Here is a 17,689-nt window from a genome sequence, read left to right as displayed (position 1 = left end):
TCTCACCTCCAGAAGTTCATTCACGACGCTGCGATGGAGTAGCCTGGCATGACACGTGTCCTTATCACCGGAGGCGCAGGCTTCATCGGCTCGCACACGGCCGACGCACTGATCTCCGCAGGCCACGAGGTCCGGCTGCTCGATTCGCTCTCTCCCCAGGTGCACGGCCCGCACCGTCAACGCCCTTCCTACTTGAACGCGGATGCCGAACTGATGGTCGGCGAGATCACCGACGCCGTCATGGTCGAGCGCGCGCTGCGCGGCGTCGACAAGGTGCTGCATCTGGCCTCCAGCGTCGGCGTCGGCCAGAGCATGTACGACATCGAGCCCTATGTCCGCACCAATGAGCTCGGGACCGCTGTGCTGCTGCAGGCTTTGGCCAATCGCCCGGTGACGCGGCTGGTGGTCGCGTCATCGATGAGCGTCTATGGCGAGGGCGCCTGCCGGACCGCGGACGGCGCAGCGGTCGCACCTGAGGAGCGTTCGCTCGCGCAGCTCCGGCGCGGCGACTGGGAGCTTGCGGATTCGGAGGATCGCCCGCTCGAGCCCATCCCAACGCCGGAAACCAAGCAGCCCACGCTGAGCTCGATCTACGCGCTGAACAAATATGCCCAGGAGCGGATGTGCCTGATCACCGGCAAGGCGTATGGCATCCCGACCCTGGCGCTGCGGTTCTTCAACGTGTTCGGGCCGCGCCAGGCGCTCTCCAATCCTTACACCGGCGTGCTCGCGATCTTCGCAGCCCGCCTCCTGAACGAGCGTCCGCCGCTCGTCTTCGAGGACGGCCTGCAGCGCCGCGACTTCGTCCACGTTCATGACGTCGCGCGCGCCTGCGTGCTCGCGCTCGACGGCGACCAGGCCGATGACGTCCTCAACGTCGGCTCCGGCCAGAGCCGCACGATCGTCTCTGTCGCGGAAGATCTCGCCCGCGTCATGAGCCGGTCGCAGATGACGCCGTCGATCACCGGCAAATACCGCGCCGGAGACATCCGGCACTGCTTCGCCGACATCACCAAGAGCGAGCGCCTGCTCGGCTTCAGACCGCAGGTCCGGTTCGAGGATGGGCTTGCCGATCTGGCGGGCTATCTCGCCGGCCAGATCGCCGAGGACCGGGCTGAGAAGGCCAACGATGAGTTGTTGCGGCGTGGGCTTGTGGCATGACGGATTTGGCTTCCTCCTCCGCCCCGATCGTGATCACCGGCGGCTGCGGCTTCATCGGCTGCAATCTCGCCGATCGGCTCGCGACACGCGGCGACAACGTTCTGATCCTGGACAGCCTGATCCGCGCCGGCGTGCGCGAAAATGCGCAATGGCTGAAGTCCAGGCACGGCGACCGGATCACGATCGCGGTCGGTGACATCAGGGATCCCATCATCGTCATCGACAGCATCAAGCCGGCAAAAGCCGTGCTGCACCTCGCCGCGCAGGTCGCAGTGACGTCGAGCATCGACAGCCCGATGGACGATTTCGAGATCAACGCCCGCGGCACGCTGAACGTGCTCGAGGCCGTCCGGCTGCACAACCCCTCTGCGGCCATGCTGTTCGCGTCGACGAACAAGGTGTACGGCCGCCTGATCGGCAATGACCAGATCGCGCGCAACGGCCAGCGCTATCAGCCGATCGATCCTGCCATGAGGCCGGGCGTCTCCGAGGCCGCGCCGCTCGATCTCTATAGTCCGTATGGCTGCTCGAAGGGCGCCGCCGATCAATATGTCCACGACTACGCGCGGGTTTATGGGCTGAAGACCGCCGTGCTGCGGATGAGCTGCATCTACGGCCCGCGCCAGTTCGGCACCGAGGATCAGGGTTGGATCGCGCATTTCGTGCTCTCGGCCTTGCGCGGCACGCCGTTGACGATCTATGGCGACGGCTGCCAGGTCCGCGACGCGCTCTACGTGGCCGATGCGGTCGATGCGTGGCTCGCAGTGCTCGACGGGATCGACGCGGCGCGAGGCCGCGTCTTCAACCTCGGCGGCGGCCCGTCGAATGCGATCAGCCTGCTGGAGCTGATCGATCTGATCACGCCGCTGGCCGGCCCTGTCTCCTTCGGCTTCGCGGATTGGCGTCCGGGCGATCAGCCTTGGTACGTCTCGGACATCACGGCGCTGAACCGCGCCACCGGCTGGCAGCCAAGAACGACATTTGCGGACGGCCTGCGCAGCCTGCACGGCTGGCTCGCAGAGCGGTTTGCGCAAGCCTCCGGCCGGGAGGCGCTGGCATGACCCGCGTCGCCCTGATCAATCCGAACTGGACGTTCGACGGCAGCATCTATTTCGGCTGCCGCAGCCCGCATCTGCCGCTCGAGCTCGGCATCTCCGAACACCTGCTGCGCGAGGCCGGCCACGCGACGCTGCTGCTCGACGCCCACATGTTCGACCTGACGCCGTCCGACATCCTGGCCGAGCTCGTGACGTTCCGCCCTGACATGATCGTGCTGACGACAGCTCCCACCTATCTGTTCTGGCGCTGTGCGCCGCCCGAGTTGCGGGTGCCGCAGGAGCTGGTGTCGACCCTGCGCGAGAGCGGAGCGACCCTCATCGCGGTCGGCCCGCACGGCTCGACCACGCCGCGGGCCACCTTGCGAAAGCTCGGGGTCGACATCGTCGTCATGGGCGAATGCGAACAGGCCGTGAGACGGCTGGCCGCTGGCGAGCGCGGCTTCAGCGGTCTCTGCTTTGCGGATGCCGACGGCGCGATCCGCATCCATGGCGGACCGCTGGCCGCCAGCTTCATCGACCAGCCGGCGCTGCAATGGCCGGCCGAGATGATCCGCCGGCATGAGCACCACCATCATCGCTTCGAGGCCAGCCCCGCCGGGCCCGGTGCGGAGATCGAGGCATCGCGCGGCTGTCCGTATCACTGCACGTTCTGCGCAAAGGACAATTTCCGCAACGCCTACCGCAAGCGCCCCGCTGCCGTGATCCTCCACGAGATCGATGACCTGCTGACGCAGGGGGTCGAGTATGTCTATTTCGTCGACGAGATCTTCCTGCCCAATCCCGAGCTGCTGCAGGGTCTCGTGGGCCGCGGGCTCAAATTCGGTGTGCAGACCCGGATCGACCTGTGGAAGCCCGAGATGCTGGCCCTGCTCGGGCGTGCCGGCTGCGTGTCGATCGAGGCTGGCATCGAGAGCCTGTCGCCTGAAGGCCGCGCCGCGCTGGCCAAGAACTGCCGCATGACCACCGAGCAGCTCGCTGAGCGCCTGGTCGAGGCGCGGCGCCACGTTCCGTTCGTACAGGCCAATCTGATCGAAATGCCGCAGGACGACGACCCCGTCGTGCAGCGCTGGCGACAGCGCATGCAGGATGCCGGCGTCTGGGCCAACGATCCCGTGCCGCTGTACCCGTACCCGGGCTCGCCGGACTATCAGAAGCTGTGGGGCACGCCCGACGACCAGGCGTGGGAGCGGGCTCATGCCCACTACCTGACGCTCTTCAGCCAGTTCAGCGATGTTCAGAACGAGCGGCCTGTGCCGCTGGTCGCGCTCGAGATGCAGGTGGCGCGATGAGCACGGCCCACCGCCAGCGCGTCATGATGACCACCGACACCGTGGGCGGCGTGTGGAGATACGCGACCACTCTTGCGATCGCGCTGGGCGACCTTGGCGTGGAGGTTCACCTCGTCACGCTGGGGCCCCGGATGAGCTCCGATCAGCGCGCCGACATCGCGGGCGCCGGAATCCGACTGTTCGAAACTGATCTGGCCCTGGAGTGGCAGGATCCGGAAGGGCGCGACATCGATCACGCGAGGCGCGTGCTGCATGCCATCGCGTGCGACGTTCAGCCCGATCTCGTCCATCTCAACAGCTTCCGCGAGGCGACGTTCGCCTGGCAAGCGCCGGTTCTCGTCGTCGCCCACTCCTGCGTTCGATCGTGGGGACTGGCCTGCGACGAGACGCACTTCCTGCAGGAACCGCGGTGGCAGTGCTACAGCGCGCGTGTGGCCGAGGGATTGCGCAGCGCCGCCGCATGGGTCGCGCCAAGCCGTGCCTTCGGCGAGACTGTGGGCCGGCTCTATGATCCGCCACGCCCGGGACGGCTGATCTGGAACGGCATCGCCTCACGCTTCGACATCCCGGCGAACAAACAGATGGTCGTGCTCGCGGCCGGACGCATGTGGGACAGGGCCAAGAACATGCGCGCGCTCGCCGAGATCGCGGCCGGATGTCCCTGCCCGATCCATGTTGCAGGGTCCGGCGCCGACCAGGACGGCCTGCCGCGAGATCTGCATCCGCTGGGCGAGCTCGGCCATGCCGAGCTGCAGCAGTGGATGAGCCGCGCCGCGATCTTCGTGAGCCCGGCGCTGTACGAGCCGTTCGGCTTGTCGGTGCTGGAGGCCGCCACCGCCGGCTGCGCGCTAGTGCTCTCGGACATTCCGACGTTTCGAGAGCTCTGGCAGGATGCCGCCGTCTTCGTGCCCCCCGGCGACATCAGCGCGCTGCGGAGCACCCTGAACTGGCTTGTCGCCGATCAGGCCGCGCGGATCGTGCTGCAGGACGCCGCACGCCAAAGGGCTCGCCGCTATACGCTCTGCCGGACGGCGAAAGCCTATGCCGATTTCTACGGCGAGCTGCTGGCCCCGGCGTCGCCGCCTCACCACTCCAACATCCCCGCCGAGGCGTTTGCATGAAGTGCGTGCTCTTCTACCATGCGTTCTCGTCGTGCTGGAACAATGGCAATGCGCATTTCCTGCGCGGTGTCGCGCGCGAGCTTCATGCCCTCGGACATGAGGTCATCGTCCATGAGCCAGCCGATGGCTGGAGCCGTCTCAATGCGATCAAGGACGGTGGCGAGGCACGCCTGCGCGAGGTGCCCGAGTTGTTTCGTGGCGTCGATGTCAGGCCTTACGACGGTACGCTCGACCTGTCCCGTGCGCTCGACGACGCCGATCTGGTCGTCGTGCACGAGTGGAACGCGCCCGATCTGGTCAAGGCGATCGGCCGTCACCGCATCGCCGGCGGCCGCTACGCCCTGTTGTTCCACGATACGCATCATCGCGCCGTCACGGCGCCGCGGGAGCTCGCGCGCTTCGATCTCGCCGGCTATGACGGTGTGCTCGCCTTTGGCGAGGTGCTGCGCCAGATCTATCTGAAGCTCGGCTGGACCCGACACGCGTTCACGTGGCACGAGGCTGCGGACACCGCCCTGTACCGTCCATTGCCTGACGCCGCTCCGCAACACGACCTCGTCTGGGTCGGCAATTGGGGCGACAACGAGCGCAGCGCCGAGCTGCGCGAATATCTCATCGAGCCCATCACCGCTCTCCGGCTCGACGCAACGATCTACGGCGTGCGTTATCCGGACGACGCGCTGTCGGCGATGCAGCGGGCGGGCATCCGCTACGGCGGCTGGCTACCGGCACACCGTGTTCCAGAAGCGTTTGCTGCCGCCCGCGCCACGGTTCATGTCCCTCGTGCGCCCTATGCGCAATCGCTGCCGGGCATTCCCACCATTCGCATGTTCGAGGCCATGGCCTGCGGCATCCCGGTCGTCTCGGCGCCTTGGAGCGATGTCGAGAGCCTGTTCCCGGACGGCACCTATCTGCGCGCGGCCAATGGCGACGACATGCGTCGGGCGCTCAGGAGCCTGTTGAGTGATCCGGAGTTGGCCGGAGCTGTCGCCGACAAGGCGCGCCGCACGGTGCTGGCTCGTCACACCTGCCGCCATCGCGCGCAGCAACTGCTCGACATCGCCGGGACGTTGAGCCGCGGCGAGACTCGGATGTCGACCGCATTCGCAGGAGCCGCCTCATGAACATCTGCTTTTTCGGCTCCAGCCTCGTCTCCTCCTACTGGAACGGTGCAGCGACCTACTACCGCGGCATGCTCAAGGAGATCGCCAAGCTCGGTCACGACATCACCTTCTACGAGCCGGACGCCTTCGAGCGGCAGGCCCATCGCGATATCGCGGATCCGCCCTGGGCCCGCGTCGTGGTCTATCCTGCAACGCCGGATGGTTGGCAACGCTCGCTCGATGCCGCGGTCGGATCGGCGGATCTTCTGATCAAGGCCAGTGGCGTCGGCGTGTTCGATGCCGAGCTCGAGGACGCCGTATCAGCCATCGAAGGCCGCGCGCTGCGGTTCTACTGGGACGTCGACGCGCCAGCCACCCTGGATGCGATCGCGGCCGATCCCCAGCATCATCTGCGCCGTACCATCCCGCGCTACGATGCGGTCCTGACCTATGGCGGCGGCGATCCGGTCGTGACAGCCTATCGCGACGTCGGCGCGCGCGATTGCGTGCCGATCTACAATGCGCTCGATCCCGACACCCATCATCCGGCAGCGTCCCGCGCGGACTTCGACTCCGACCTCAATCTGCTCGCCAACCGCCTGCCCGACCGCGAGGCCCGCATCGAGCGTTTTTTCATCGACGCCGCCAGCCGGCTGCCGGGCAAGCGCTTCGTGCTCGGCGGCTCCGGCTGGCACGACAAGCCGATGCCAGCGAACATTCGCGCCGTCGGCCATGTCGGCACGGCCGACCACAACGCCTTCTTCGGCTCGGCGCGCGCGACGTTGAACGTCAACCGCGACAGCATGGCGGCTTACGGCTTCTCGCCACCGACCCGGGTGTTCGAGGCGGCGGGCGCGGGCGCCTGCCTCATCACGGACCAGTGGGACGGCATCGGACTCTTCCTCGAACCAGACCGCGAGATCCTGGTGGCCGCCGATGGCGCCGGCGTCGCAGCGCATCTCGATACGCTCTCACCCGCGCGCGCACGCGCCATCGGTGAACGCGGCCGCGCGCGCGTCATGGCGCATCACACCTATCGTCACCGCGCGCGGCAATTCCACGCCCTGCTTCAAGGCAGAAGCCCCCGTATCGAGGCTGCAGAATGAACCTGAATATCGTCGTCATCGGATTATCGGTCACTTCGTCCTGGGGCAACGGTCACGCCACCACCTACCGCGCGCTGCTCGCGGCGCTGGCACGTCGCGGCCACACCGTGACATTCCTGGAGCGTGACGTGCCGTGGTACCGCGATCATCGCGATCTGACCGATCCCCGCGACTGGCGCATCCATCTCTACAAGGAGCTTCCGGAGCTGCCGCGCCGATTCGGCGCGCTGATCCGCGATGCCGACCTGGTCATCATCGGGTCCTACGTGCCGGACGGCATCGCCATCGCCGACTGGGTCACCTCGCAGGCCCAGGGCGTCACGGCATTCTACGACATCGACACGCCGGTGACGCTCGCCGGACTCGAGCAAGGGCATGGACTGGCCTATCTGTCGGCGTCGATCATTCCGCGCTTCGATCTCTATCTGTCGTTCTCCGGCGGGCCTGCATTGGCCATGGTCCAGGATCTCTACGGCAGCCCGATGGCGCGCGTGCTCTACTGCAGCGCCGACATGGAGCTGTATCGGCCGCGCGATGTTCCGGATCGCTGGTCGCTCGGTTATCTCGGCACCTACAGCGTTGACCGTCAGCCTCAGCTCGAGAACCTGCTGCTCGCGCCGGCGCGCGCCATGCCCGATGCGCGCTTCGCCATCGTCGGCGCGCAATATCCGGACGACATCGTCTGGCCCGCCAATGTCGAGCGGATGACGCATCTCCCACCGCACCAGCATGCCGATTTTTTTGCCGCCCAGCGCTTCACCCTGAACGTCACCCGCGCCGACATGCGCAATCTCGGCTATTCGCCGAGCGTCCGGTTGTTCGAAGCCGCCGCCTGCGCCGCGCCGGTGCTGTCCGATGCCTGGCCCGGGCTGGAGACGGTCTTCACGCCGAACAGCGAAATTCTCGTGGTGTCCTCGCCGCGGGACGTGACCACGATCCTGCGCGACATGCCGGAGTACACCCGCCGGGCGATCGGCGACCGCGCCCGCCGCCGCGTGCTGCGTGATCACACGCCCGATCACCGGGCGCGGCAGGTCGAAGACTATCACCGCGAGGCACTTGCCCGGCGCGCACGGATCGCGCGGCGCTCCGCCGTCTCTGCGACCTCTGACGCCGTCGAACTCAAGCTGGGACTGTCATGACCATTCGTTCCTCGATTTCATCGCGTCCGTCGCACCGAACGCTCGTCGCGGGCGGCGCTGGCTTCATCGGCTCGCACGTTTGCGACACGTTGTTGCGACGTGGCGATACCGTGATCTGTGTCGACAATCTGCACACCGGATCGCAACGCAACATCCGTCCCCTGCTCAATCATCCCAATTTCAGCTTCCTTGCCCATGATGTGCGCGAGCCGCTGGAGATCGAGGGAGAGCTCGACCGGATCTACAATCTGGCCTGCCCGGCGTCGCCGCCGCACTATCAGCAGGATCCGATCGGCACGATGAAGACCTGCGTGCTCGGGATGCTCCATCTGCTGGAGCTCGCACGGGAAAAGTCCGCGCGCATCCTGCAGGCCTCGACCAGCGAAGTCTATGGCGACCCCGAGATACATCCCCAGCCGGAGAGCTATGTCGGCCACGTCAACACGATCGGACCGCGCGCCTGCTATGATGAAGGCAAGCGTGCCGCGGAAACCTTGATGTTCGACGCGCAGCGCATGCACGGACTGGAGATCAAGGTTGCCCGCATCTTCAACACCTATGGCCCGCGCATGCACGAGAACGATGGCCGGGTGGTCTCGAACTTCATCGTTCAGGCGCTGCGTGGCGCGCCGATCACGATCTACGGATCCGGCAACCAGACGCGCAGCTTCTGCTTCGTCGACGATCTCGTCCGCGGACTGGAAAAGCTGATGGAAAGTCCGGCGGAGGTGACGGGTCCGGTGAATCTCGGCAATCCGCATGAGATGACCATCGAGGCGATCGCCCGGGAGGTTCTGACCTGCACCCGCTCGGCCTCCACCTTGGAATTCAAGCCTCTTCCAGTCGACGATCCCAAGCGGCGCAAGCCGGTCATTTCAACGGCGGAACATCTCCTTGATTGGCGCCCGCGGGTTGCCCTGCGAGAAGGGCTGGAATCCACCATCGCCTATTTCGCCCTCGAGGTGGCCGGCCGTGAGCCGCCCGCGGACAGCCACACCGCCGGAACGGTACGACGAGAACGCTCCGTAAGGCTCACACTCGCACGATCTAAATGAACTGCCTTTCTTCCGCGCACTCATGTCGGGTAACGCAGGCGTGCTCTTACCGACAACAATCTGGCGTAACCAAGTTTCAGAGCCCGGCGGTATGGGCGATCGTCACCAGCGTGGTCGGCTCCTGCTCGACCAGGAAGCGCAAGGTCCCGCCGCGCGACACATCCGCCTGGGCCGCAACCGGCAGCGTGAGCAGGAGTGCCATCGCAAGACCGCGCGCATGTCGACCGAACGCACGATAGCTCATGGACTGCTCCCTCCTGACGAACACCGAGACGCGAGACGTCCCAACCTGATCTGCCGGATCCACAACAGAAGCCCCATCGAATATTTTCTGATGAAGGCCGGGGACGCGGAATGATCGTAGCGACTTGTTTGTCGGTTGGAGAATGGGCACCGCGAAGCCCTCCGCCGTTGCAGCCGCCTCGCGCCATTCGAGCAGCAAGAGACCGGCTCGCGCACCATTGCTCGCGCCAGCGACGCGCGCTGCAACACAAGGTGCAATAGCGACATTTCGTAGAGCCGTGCAGCAGAGCTCCAGCCAGGCCGAATTCATCAGCAATTTCAGGGACAGCGGGGCCGCTGGCTGGGGCGGGAGGGATCGAACCTCCGAATGGCGGAATCAAAATCCGCTGCCTTACCGCTTGGCTACGCCCCATCAGGCCATCCGGATCGGCGGGGCGCACGGGCCTGCGCGATTCCGGGGTCGGCGACCGTGGTCTACAGAGCGCGACCGTCCATTTCAACCGCCGCGCCGCAGGAAATTTACAGGCTGGCCCGGTGATCCGCCGCCGCGGCCAATTCGTCAATCCTGGCAAGCCCTTATCCCGACCTGCCCGGGCCGTCGCGGCGCCTGCGCGTGAGCCCACGCGAAAAAGTTGAGGACTGGGCGGTTTCATGGGATGACGGCGGCCAAACCGGCAACCGTTCAAAGCCCCCGAGGACACGCCATGACCTATCGCGCCCCGCTCAACGACATGCTGCTCGCCCTCAACCATGGCGCCGGGCTGAAGGCGGCGGTCGAGGCCGGCCATTACGGCGATTTCGATCCCGACATCACCACAGCCGTGCTCGAGGAGGCCGGCAAATTTGCCACCGACGTGCTCGCGCCGCTCAACAAGATCGGCGACAAGCATGGCGTCAAGCTCGCCGACAAGAAGGTCACCACCGCGCCGGGCTGGCCCGACGCCTACAAGCGCTGGACCGAGGCCGGCTGGAACGCCGTCTCCGGTCCCGAGGCGCATGGCGGCCAGGGCCTGCCGCTTGCGATCAACGCCGCCTGCACCGAGATCTGGAGCGCGTCCAACGTCGCCTTCGGCCTGTGCCCGCTGCTCACCTTGTCCGCCATCGAGGCGCTGGACGCCCATGGCAGCCAGGAACTGAAGGACATCTATCTCGGCAAGCTGATCTCCGGCGAATGGACCGGCACGATGCAGCTCACCGAGCCGCAGGCCGGCTCCGACGTCGGTGCGCTCAGAACCCGCGCCGAGCGCGCCGGCGACGGCACCTACCGCATCAGCGGCGCCAAGATCTTCATCACCTATGGCGAGCACGACATGACCGACAACATCGTGCATTTCGTGCTCGCGCGGCTGCCGGATGCGCCGGCCGGCACCAAGGGCATTTCGCTCTTCCTGATCCCGAAATTCCTCGTCAACAAGGACGGCTCGCTTGGCGCACGTAACGACATCTACGCCACCGGCGTCGAGCATAAGCTCGGCATGCACGCCTCGCCGACCTGCACCATGACGATGGGCGACAATGGCGGCGCCATCGGCTATCTCATCGGCGAAGAGAATGCCGGCATGCGCTGCATGTTCACGATGATGAACCAGGCCCGGCTCGGCGTCGGCCTCGAAGGCGTCGGCGTCGCCGATCGCGCCTATCAGCAGGCCCTGAGCTACGCGCAGGAGCGCAAGCAGGGCCGCGCCGTCGGCAGCAAGGCGACCGGCTCCGACGCGATCATCGCCCATCCCGACGTCAAGCGCATGCTGATGCAGATGCGCGTTCTCACCGCCGCCGCGCGCTCGATCTGCTACGCAACGGCCGTGGCGCTCGACGTGTCCGTGCGCGCCAAGGATCCTGCGGTGCGCAGCGAGGCCGCCGCGCGCGGCGCGCTGCTGACGCCGATTGCGAAAGCCTTCTCCACCGACATCGGCAACGAGGTCGCCTATCTCGGCGTGCAGATCCATGGCGGCATGGGCTTCATCGAGGAGACCGGCGCCGCGCAGCATTATCGCGACGCCCGCATCACCGCGATCTATGAGGGCACCAACGGCATCCAGGCGATCGACCTCGTCACCCGCAAGCTGGGCGCCAACGGCGGCGCCTCGGTGTTCAAGCTGCTCGATGAACTCACCGACATCGTTCGCCGCGTCGAGGCCTCGAACGATCCGGCGTTCGGCACCACCGGCGCCAAGCTCCGCGAAGCCCTGGGCGCGCTCGACCGCTCCAGCCGCTGGCTGCTGGAGAAGCTCGGCACAGCCCCGAACGACGCGCTCGCCGGCGCCACGCCGTATCTGCGCCTGTTCGGCTCCGCGCTCGGCGGCTGCATGCTGGCCAACGAGGCGCTGGCCGCGCGCAGCGAGAACGAGACGGCAGGCGCCCGTCATGTCGCGCTGGCGCGGTTCTTCGCCGAGACCTTCGCCGTGCAGGCACCGTCCCTGGAAAAGACCGTCACCGACGGCGCTGACGCGGTGCTCGGCGCGGACGCCGTGCTGGTGGCGTGAGAGGCGCATTGACGTAGCGTCATGGAGCGTGCCTGTTCGAGACCGTTGTGGTCACGCGCCGCTCTTTCCAAATCGTCATTCCGGGGCGCCCGCAGGGCGAGCCCGGAATCCATTCCGCATCTTGCGCATCGGGCCGATGGATTCCGGGCTCGCCGCGCTTCGCGCGCCGCCCCGGAATGACAGCTGAGTTTGTAGCGCGCGCCCTACCCCACATTCCGTCATTGCAATCGCAGCGAAGCAATCCAGAGTCTTCGCTCCGTCCTGGATTGTTTCGCTGCGCTCGCAATGACGCAAACGGCAAAGTCCCAATCCACTCTATCAAACAGCCCGTCGCGATCAGATGAGCGTCCGCGCTCTCGCGACGCATTCCGCGCCCGAGCTATGCTCTCGAGTCTCGCCCTCTCCAAGTGGAGGGCGCGAGGAAGGCCGGGCCTCGGCTGAGGCCCGTGGCCCGCCTGCAGAAAACAAAGCAGGCGGCAGTCACCACAGGTCCAGCCGGACAGACCCGGCCTTCCCCGCGCGATGGTTTTAACAGGCTATAGCGCGCTCTTCCTGGTGCACCGGGCTTTCTGGCCACCATGTCGCGCAATGCGCTTTCGCGCATTACGCTGGATACTAGCATCGGAGTATCAGAACCACACGCCTTCACCGTCCGCGAGCCGACGTTCGTCCGTGCCCGAAAGCACTGCGCCGCCCGCGTCCACCGCATCCCGCTGCCAACGTCCGTGACGACCGCGAACCGTCCCCTACCGTGCAACGGGATATGCGGACCATACTGCTGATTTGGGGAGGCGGCCAAGCGATTTATGTTTTTCCGAATATCTTGACAGGTTTGCTTCGGATGATCGTGATTTGCCCGTCGGGCACGCATTGCCGCACACGGGGCTCCGTCCCTTGACTTCCCGGAGCGCTCCAGCCAGTGCTAGCCGGACTGCTCCGTCGCATCGGGCCAATTCATTCATGGCCTCCGCGAAGGGGACGGTCACGCTCCGCATAGTTCATTGCTTTTCATCACATCGTTTGGAGACCATCCATGAAATCGCTCGTCGCCGCGCTGTTTGCCGCCGCCTTCATGCTGTCGTCCGCTCCGGCCTCCGCCGTCGTTCTCGATCTGTCGACCATGAGCTGCAAGCAGTTCGTCGAGAGCGGCGACGACACCATCAAGATGGTGCTGATCTGGCTGGACGGCTGGTACAAGGGCGACCAGGACGAAGCGCTGTTCGACACCGAGGAGTTCGTCGCCAACGCCAAGAAGTTCGGCAAATATTGCGCCGAGCATCCGACGGTCAGCATCGTGACGGCGGCGGAGAAGATCCTCGGCAAGTAACAGACCACCGACCTATTGCTGAACCAGGCTGCGAATGGCGGGTTAGCGCCAGCGTAACCCGCCGTCTCACCGCTCCTCGAACGACTGATGACGCTGCGCCTATCCCGCTAATCCGTCCGGCCGGCTCATACGCCCAACCACATCAGCCCACCCGGCAACTCGTCCGCCGCAAAGTCGACCTGCAGCACGCGGCGATGCCCGGGCTGCGACGACGGCTCCGAGGCGTGCAGGATCGGCGTCGCATACAGCCAGATGTCGCCCGGCTCGGCGCGGCACACAGCGGTGCCGCAGCGTGCGACGACGTTGGGCACATCAGCCTCCGCGATGCGGCCGAGCCGGTGCGAGCCGGGGGCGATCAGGAGTGGAGCATTGCCGGCCGGCACGGCGTCGAGATGGACGCGCAGGGTGACCATGCGCGCCAGCACCTCGTAGGGCGGCGCGACATGCTGCAGGCCGCCTTTTATCGTCCAAGGGCCGAAGCCTACGACTTCGATGCGGTCACGGACCACGATGGTGCGGTCCTGATGCCATGGCACGGCCCAGTTGGCCTGAGCCGTCTTATCGAAGTAAACGGCGCGAACCGGGCGCGTCGCGTCCCCGAGAACGGCGGCGGCGGCGCGACCGATCGGGCCGTCATTGGCGAGAAACGGTGTCAACGCTGCCACGCCGTGCAGACGCGTGCCGGCCTGCGCTGGTGCGTAGCCGGACAAGGCGGCGAAAAGTCCGTGCAAGGCCGACGCATCGAGCGATGCCGGGACATGCACCGAACCGGCATCAGCAAAGCGGGACTTGCGGAGAGAGGAGAACTCGACGGTCATGCGCGATTGAGATTAGAGCGCATCCAAGACGTTTGGCAATCGTCCGCTCGGCGACAGCGCAGCGTTGCACGGACACAATCAGACGCAAGTCGTCACGCCAGCTCCGCGCTCCCGTGGCGGTGAACAAACGAACCGCGCGGTTCGTCCCTCTTCACGCGAGAGTCCCATGTCGATCAGCTCCGTCAGTTCTCCTCTGTCCACGGTCTCGGCCCAGGCCACCACCGCCACATCGACCACCACCGCCACCTCGTCGACGACCGCCGCGTCATCGGCCACGAGCTCGGCCGGCAGCAGTTCGGAAAGCTCCTCCGACAGCGGCGGCTCGTCCTCGAGCAAGACCGTGGTCAGCGAGGTCTCGATCACGCTCGACGGCGTCACCACCACGACCATCACCTACTCCGACGGATCGACGGAGGTGACGAAGACCGCGGCCGCATCGGACAGCAGCGGCAAGGGCGCGCAGGGCTACAATGCCCAAAGCGCCTCCGGCAACAGCGGCACCGGCGCGTCGAACCAGAGCGTGACGGTCTGAGTCCTCGTCAACGGCAATCATGATCGCCCGACTCACAGTTCCCGGATGGGAACCGTTGCGTACCGGCATCCGCCCGTGACACTGCGGTGACGCCGCCAAGCAACACTGCGCGTCAGACTTCGCGGGCGGGCGATTGTTAATTTGCGCCGCCGACACGATTCACCGCTGTTAGCAGGCCATGCGATCAGGGGAGAATGTCGATGTTGCGGGGCGTGATGGCTGCGGGGCTGCTGATCCTGGCGATGGGATCTGAGCTTCAGGCGGCGAGCGAGTCCGGTGCGGAGACGCGGATGTCGTGCTCGGATGTCCGCTACTACGTCGAGAAGTACACCGCCGAAGTCGCCGAGATGTATGCGCGCAGCCGCGGCGCGACCGACGCGCAGATCAACCGCGCCCGGCGCTGCCTGACGCCGGTGCATGTCCGGCGCGTGGAGCGGTGGCGGAACTACACAGCATAGATCCGCAGGACGCGACAGACGATAGCACCTCAAATGTCGTGGCGGCGCACAGCCGCCGCGCGCGTTTGCCCGAGCGGCTTGCTTCACCTCGCCTGCCCCGTCGAAAGCAACTCAATGCGGCGGAGGCACGACTCCGTATCACACCCCATGCCGATGGACGTCGATGGCCGGGACGAGGGCCATACGACGCTGGATGGTCGGGGCAATGCGTCACAGCCCCCCTCCAGGGGAGGGTGGAAGCGTGCCTCGCGCGACGGTGTCTCGGGCGTGTGGTCGACGGCGTAACCCGCCGCTTTGTTTGGGAAGGCGGCGGATGACGCTCCGTCATCCGCCCTCCTCCAATCATGCCTGCTCGATCGCGGCCGGCATCTTGGCGACCGACATCAGCGATCTTGCGACCTGGTTGAGGAGCTGGTCGGCGTTTTCCTCCTCGGCCAGCGACTTCGACAGCAGCGCGACGACGGCGCTGTGGCGGAGCTGCGAGGCGAGGTTGCGAGCGGTCGTGTAGCCGGACATCTCGTAATGCTCGACCCGCTGCGCGGCGCCGATCAGCGCGAGATCGGCGGCGGCATCCTCCTTCTCCTCGCCTTGCGCGATGATCTCCTGGCCTTCCTCGACCAGGCCCATCATGCCCTTGCAGGGTTTGGCCTTCGGCGTCGTGCCGAGCAGCTCGAAGCACTCGTTGATGCGCTCGATCTGGGCCTCGGTCTCGACCAGGTGCTGCTCGAACAATTCGCGCAACTGATCGAACCGTGCGGCCTCCGCCATCTTCGGCAGCGCCTTGGTGAGCTGCTTCTCGGCGTGCAGGATGTCGCGCAGTTCCTCGATCAGGAGCTCGCCGAGGCCGGCCTCGTCGGCCGGAGGCGAACTCTCGGTGACGATCGCGCTGGACGCACCGTTCTCGCCGGCCTGGATCGCCGGCGATTCGGTGAAGACCCAGTCGCCGCCCTCGTTCCAGGGGCCGCGGGTGTCGATCTCGCCGTGATCGCCGGAGCCGGTGGAATCGTTGAAGAACTGATCGACGAGGCCCGGCGTCGGCGCGATGCGGCCGACGCTGAAGGCCGGCTTGTTCATGCTCTCCAGCGCCAGCGCGAACGCCTTCATGTGCGTGATCTCGCGCGTCATCAGGAACTGCAGCGCGTCCTTGGTGCCGGCATCGTCGGTGAAGTTGATCAGCCGCTCATAGACGATCTTGGCGCGGGCCTCAGCCGCGATGTTGCTGCGCAGGTCGACGTCGAGCTCACCGGTGATCTTGAGATAGTCGGCGGTCCAAGCGCTGCCCTGCGAGTTGAACAGGTTGACGCCGCCACCGCCGGCAATCGCGATCAGCGGATCGGCCTCGGCCGCCTCGCGGTCGAATTTGGCGGGCTTCAGATGCATGCGAGCGAGCGTGCCGACCACTTCGAGATGGCTCAGCTCCTCGGTGCCGATGTCCATCAGCAGGTCCTTGCGATCGGGATCCTCGCAATTGAGGCCCTGGATCGAGTACTGCATGGCGGCGGCGAGCTCGCCATTGGCGCCGCCGAACTGCTCCAGCAGCATGTTGCCGAAACGCGGATCGGGCTCGTCGACACGGACGGTGAACATCAGCTTCTTGACATGGTGATACATGGAAGGCCTCGGACGTTGGCGGGGGGACGCATTGTCCGAACGGCGCGGTCCCATGGTTGTTCCTTACCTCTCGGCCCGGAACTTGGCCGCTCGCGACAGCCCGGGTCACGTCATATGCACCCTGGGTCGCACTCGGCGGTTCATGCGAATGTTGTCGCGCCCCCTGTCGCAATCCACACGGCCGGCCTAAAATGCGGTGACTTTGCGACGACATCCTGTTGGCAGTTGGGCCGCCGCCCTTGCTAAGCTTTTCCCTGCTCGCCTAAGCTGTTGTGCTGGAGAGTGAGATGTTGATGCGGACACCAGCCAGGGAGAAACCCGGTCTCGGCGAACGACTTCGCCGCGTCATCGGACGTCTCCGTGCGCACGCATCCTCCCTCGCCCCGCCATCGCTGACGATGACGGCGTCTGCACGGCAGCCGTCCTATCACGTCGTCGACGACGAACCCGACGACAGCAACATGGACCTCGCGCTGGCGGCGCTGATCGACCAGATCGAGCGGCCGGCGCAAGCGCCGCCGTCGCGATTTCCGTCGCTGGGGCGCGTCACCTCCGCGCGCCAGGCTCCGCACATCCCGGTGTATGAGCGGCCGCCCTATTTCGACATCACGCCGCGCGACGTGGCGCCGCGTCCCGTCGAGGTGGAGCCGCGGCGGGCGCCGTATGACGAACCCGCCGAGCGGGTCACGCCGGAGGAGGAACTGTCGGAGCTGCGAAAGGATCTCATGAGCGCGATCTCGGCGCGGCTCGGAACGCCCGAGGATCATCTCGCCACGATCCGGACGCTGCTGAGGTCGGTGAAGTAATGTGGGGCCGCAGCAACATCGGCAAGACGGTCGAGGAACTGACCGATCATCTGCGGCTGGTCGATCACGTCCGCGCGCTGCAGGACGGCCAGAAGGAGATCGCCGAGGCGATCCGGGCGGTCAATCAGCGGCTCACCTCGATGGAGGCCGAGTTCAAGATCCTCAAGGCGGAAACGCAGCGCGACGCGCTGCGCGAGGTGCAGCACGCGGTCACCGCCGTGCAGGGCTCGATGCATGACGAACTGACGCGCATGGCGACACGGCTCGCGGTGCTCGAGCAGGCGTTGCGGCGCGAGGCCGCGCGGCAGCAGGCGCCAGGCGGCGCGCCGCGCCCGCCCGCCGCGCCGCCGCGCTCCGACGGATCGCGCTAGCTAGC

At 66.3% G+C, this 17,689-nt stretch carries 17 protein-coding genes and 1 tRNA gene; 14 read left to right on the top strand and 4 right to left on the bottom strand.

Annotated elements, in window-relative coordinates:
- Positions 1-48 precede the first annotated feature (48 nt).
- Genes ACQR1Y_RS25145 through ACQR1Y_RS25110 form a run of 8 tightly spaced genes read left to right on the top strand, consistent with a single transcriptional unit; the run spans position 49 to position 9,035 of the window.
- Complete coding sequence (locus tag ACQR1Y_RS25145) at positions 49-1,161, top strand: NAD-dependent epimerase/dehydratase family protein (RefSeq protein ID WP_434878702.1); 1,113 nt, start codon at positions 49-51, stop codon at positions 1,159-1,161.
- Complete coding sequence (locus ACQR1Y_RS25140) at positions 1,158-2,222, top strand: NAD-dependent epimerase/dehydratase family protein (RefSeq protein WP_434878703.1); 1,065 nt, start codon at positions 1,158-1,160, stop codon at positions 2,220-2,222. The genes ACQR1Y_RS25145 and ACQR1Y_RS25140 overlap by 4 nt, the downstream gene beginning before the upstream one ends.
- Positions 2,219-3,508: a TIGR04295 family B12-binding domain-containing radical SAM protein gene (locus ACQR1Y_RS25135; RefSeq protein ID WP_434878704.1), complete on the top strand. Its 1,290-nt coding sequence runs from the start codon at positions 2,219-2,221 to the stop codon at positions 3,506-3,508. The genes ACQR1Y_RS25140 and ACQR1Y_RS25135 overlap by 4 nt, the downstream gene beginning before the upstream one ends.
- Entirely contained in the window at positions 3,505-4,629 is a 1,125-nt protein-coding gene (locus tag ACQR1Y_RS25130) for a glycosyltransferase family 4 protein (protein ID WP_434878705.1), read from the top strand. Before ACQR1Y_RS25135 ends, ACQR1Y_RS25130 begins: the two co-directional genes overlap by 4 nt.
- Positions 4,626-5,753, top strand: a complete 1,128-nt coding sequence (locus tag ACQR1Y_RS25125) for a CgeB family protein (protein ID WP_434878706.1) — start codon at positions 4,626-4,628, stop codon at positions 5,751-5,753. Before ACQR1Y_RS25130 ends, ACQR1Y_RS25125 begins: the two co-directional genes overlap by 4 nt.
- Positions 5,750-6,838, top strand: coding sequence for a CgeB family protein (locus ACQR1Y_RS25120; protein ID WP_434878707.1), 1,089 nt, complete (start codon positions 5,750-5,752; stop codon positions 6,836-6,838). The genes ACQR1Y_RS25125 and ACQR1Y_RS25120 overlap by 4 nt, the downstream gene beginning before the upstream one ends.
- Positions 6,835-7,980, top strand: a complete 1,146-nt coding sequence (locus ACQR1Y_RS25115) for a CgeB family protein (RefSeq protein WP_434878708.1) — start codon at positions 6,835-6,837, stop codon at positions 7,978-7,980. The genes ACQR1Y_RS25120 and ACQR1Y_RS25115 overlap by 4 nt, the downstream gene beginning before the upstream one ends.
- Positions 7,977-9,035 (top strand): UDP-glucuronic acid decarboxylase family protein, encoded by a 1,059-nt coding sequence (locus ACQR1Y_RS25110; protein WP_434856771.1) that lies wholly within the window; start codon positions 7,977-7,979, stop codon positions 9,033-9,035. Before ACQR1Y_RS25115 ends, ACQR1Y_RS25110 begins: the two co-directional genes overlap by 4 nt.
- 76 nt (positions 9,036-9,111) lie before the next feature.
- On the opposite strand, the gene ACQR1Y_RS25105 is transcribed toward ACQR1Y_RS25110, so the two are convergent.
- Both ACQR1Y_RS25105 and ACQR1Y_RS25100 read right to left on the bottom strand, forming a co-directional pair.
- Complete coding sequence (locus ACQR1Y_RS25105; protein WP_434878709.1) at positions 9,112-9,279, bottom strand: hypothetical protein; 168 nt, start codon at positions 9,277-9,279, stop codon at positions 9,112-9,114.
- A 336-nt stretch (positions 9,280-9,615) separates the two neighbouring features.
- A tRNA-Gln gene (locus ACQR1Y_RS25100) sits at positions 9,616-9,690 on the bottom strand.
- A 292-nt stretch (positions 9,691-9,982) separates the two neighbouring features.
- Between ACQR1Y_RS25100 and ACQR1Y_RS25095 the strand changes: the two genes are divergently transcribed.
- Positions 9,983-11,761, top strand: a complete 1,779-nt coding sequence (locus ACQR1Y_RS25095) for an acyl-CoA dehydrogenase (protein ID WP_434878710.1) — start codon at positions 9,983-9,985, stop codon at positions 11,759-11,761.
- A 1,033-nt stretch (positions 11,762-12,794) separates the two neighbouring features.
- Positions 12,795-13,088 (top strand): HdeA/HdeB family chaperone, encoded by a 294-nt coding sequence (locus tag ACQR1Y_RS25090; protein WP_434856883.1) that lies wholly within the window; start codon positions 12,795-12,797, stop codon positions 13,086-13,088.
- Between the two features lie 125 nt (positions 13,089-13,213).
- Here ACQR1Y_RS25090 and ACQR1Y_RS25085 read toward each other — a convergent pair whose 3' ends face one another.
- Positions 13,214-13,906: a phytanoyl-CoA dioxygenase family protein gene (locus ACQR1Y_RS25085; protein WP_434878711.1), complete on the bottom strand. Its 693-nt coding sequence runs from the start codon at positions 13,904-13,906 to the stop codon at positions 13,214-13,216.
- Positions 13,907-14,072: 166 nt separating this feature from the next.
- Here ACQR1Y_RS25085 and ACQR1Y_RS25080 point away from each other — a divergent pair, with 166 nt between their 5' ends.
- Together ACQR1Y_RS25080 and ACQR1Y_RS25075 are read left to right on the top strand one after the other, a co-directional pair.
- Complete coding sequence (locus ACQR1Y_RS25080; RefSeq protein ID WP_434878712.1) at positions 14,073-14,438, top strand: hypothetical protein; 366 nt, start codon at positions 14,073-14,075, stop codon at positions 14,436-14,438.
- Between the two features lie 200 nt (positions 14,439-14,638).
- On the top strand, positions 14,639-14,896 hold the full coding sequence (locus ACQR1Y_RS25075) for a hypothetical protein (RefSeq protein ID WP_434878713.1): 258 nt from the start codon (positions 14,639-14,641) through the stop codon (positions 14,894-14,896).
- A gap of 342 nt (positions 14,897-15,238) precedes the next feature.
- On the opposite strand, the gene ACQR1Y_RS25070 is transcribed toward ACQR1Y_RS25075, so the two are convergent.
- Positions 15,239-16,507, bottom strand: a complete 1,269-nt coding sequence (locus ACQR1Y_RS25070; protein WP_434856887.1) for a DUF892 family protein — start codon at positions 16,505-16,507, stop codon at positions 15,239-15,241.
- A 398-nt stretch (positions 16,508-16,905) separates the two neighbouring features.
- Here ACQR1Y_RS25070 and ACQR1Y_RS25065 point away from each other — a divergent pair, with 398 nt between their 5' ends.
- Both ACQR1Y_RS25065 and ACQR1Y_RS25060 read left to right on the top strand, forming a co-directional pair.
- Positions 16,906-17,313, top strand: coding sequence for a hypothetical protein (locus tag ACQR1Y_RS25065; protein ID WP_434856888.1), 408 nt, complete (start codon positions 16,906-16,908; stop codon positions 17,311-17,313).
- Positions 17,313-17,684 (top strand): hypothetical protein, encoded by a 372-nt coding sequence (locus ACQR1Y_RS25060; RefSeq protein WP_434878714.1) that lies wholly within the window; start codon positions 17,313-17,315, stop codon positions 17,682-17,684. The genes ACQR1Y_RS25065 and ACQR1Y_RS25060 overlap by 1 nt, the downstream gene beginning before the upstream one ends.
- Positions 17,685-17,689 lie beyond the last annotated feature (5 nt).

Origin of the sequence: Bradyrhizobium sp. HKCCYLRH3099, assembly GCF_051167855.1 — a bacterium.
GTDB lineage: Bacteria > Pseudomonadota > Alphaproteobacteria > Rhizobiales > Xanthobacteraceae > Bradyrhizobium.
The sequence above is the reverse complement of the archived record's forward strand: the minus strand, read 5'-3'. Positions and strand labels throughout refer to the sequence as shown.

Excerpts from the sequence above, each read along its gene's own strand:
- ACQR1Y_RS25145 (WP_434878702.1), top strand. The coding sequence starts at position 49 with ATGACACGTGTCCTTATCACCGGAGGCGCAGGCTTCATCGGCTCGCAC.
- ACQR1Y_RS25140 (WP_434878703.1), top strand. The coding sequence starts at position 1,158 with ATGACGGATTTGGCTTCCTCCTCCGCCCCGATCGTGATCACCGGCGGC.
- ACQR1Y_RS25135 (WP_434878704.1), top strand. The coding sequence starts at position 2,219 with ATGACCCGCGTCGCCCTGATCAATCCGAACTGGACGTTCGACGGCAGC.
- ACQR1Y_RS25130 (WP_434878705.1), top strand. The coding sequence starts at position 3,505 with ATGAGCACGGCCCACCGCCAGCGCGTCATGATGACCACCGACACCGTG.
- ACQR1Y_RS25125 (WP_434878706.1), top strand. The coding sequence starts at position 4,626 with ATGAAGTGCGTGCTCTTCTACCATGCGTTCTCGTCGTGCTGGAACAAT.
- ACQR1Y_RS25120 (WP_434878707.1), top strand. The coding sequence starts at position 5,750 with ATGAACATCTGCTTTTTCGGCTCCAGCCTCGTCTCCTCCTACTGGAAC.
- ACQR1Y_RS25115 (WP_434878708.1), top strand. The coding sequence starts at position 6,835 with ATGAACCTGAATATCGTCGTCATCGGATTATCGGTCACTTCGTCCTGG.
- ACQR1Y_RS25110 (WP_434856771.1), top strand. The coding sequence starts at position 7,977 with ATGACCATTCGTTCCTCGATTTCATCGCGTCCGTCGCACCGAACGCTC.
- ACQR1Y_RS25105 (WP_434878709.1), bottom strand. The coding sequence starts at position 9,279 with ATGAGCTATCGTGCGTTCGGTCGACATGCGCGCGGTCTTGCGATGGCA.
- ACQR1Y_RS25095 (WP_434878710.1), top strand. The coding sequence starts at position 9,983 with ATGACCTATCGCGCCCCGCTCAACGACATGCTGCTCGCCCTCAACCAT.
- ACQR1Y_RS25090 (WP_434856883.1), top strand. The coding sequence starts at position 12,795 with ATGAAATCGCTCGTCGCCGCGCTGTTTGCCGCCGCCTTCATGCTGTCG.
- ACQR1Y_RS25085 (WP_434878711.1), bottom strand. The coding sequence starts at position 13,906 with ATGACCGTCGAGTTCTCCTCTCTCCGCAAGTCCCGCTTTGCTGATGCC.
- ACQR1Y_RS25080 (WP_434878712.1), top strand. The coding sequence starts at position 14,073 with ATGTCGATCAGCTCCGTCAGTTCTCCTCTGTCCACGGTCTCGGCCCAG.
- ACQR1Y_RS25075 (WP_434878713.1), top strand. The coding sequence starts at position 14,639 with ATGTTGCGGGGCGTGATGGCTGCGGGGCTGCTGATCCTGGCGATGGGA.
- ACQR1Y_RS25070 (WP_434856887.1), bottom strand. The coding sequence starts at position 16,507 with ATGTATCACCATGTCAAGAAGCTGATGTTCACCGTCCGTGTCGACGAG.
- ACQR1Y_RS25065 (WP_434856888.1), top strand. The coding sequence starts at position 16,906 with ATGACGGCGTCTGCACGGCAGCCGTCCTATCACGTCGTCGACGACGAA.
- ACQR1Y_RS25060 (WP_434878714.1), top strand. The coding sequence starts at position 17,313 with ATGTGGGGCCGCAGCAACATCGGCAAGACGGTCGAGGAACTGACCGAT.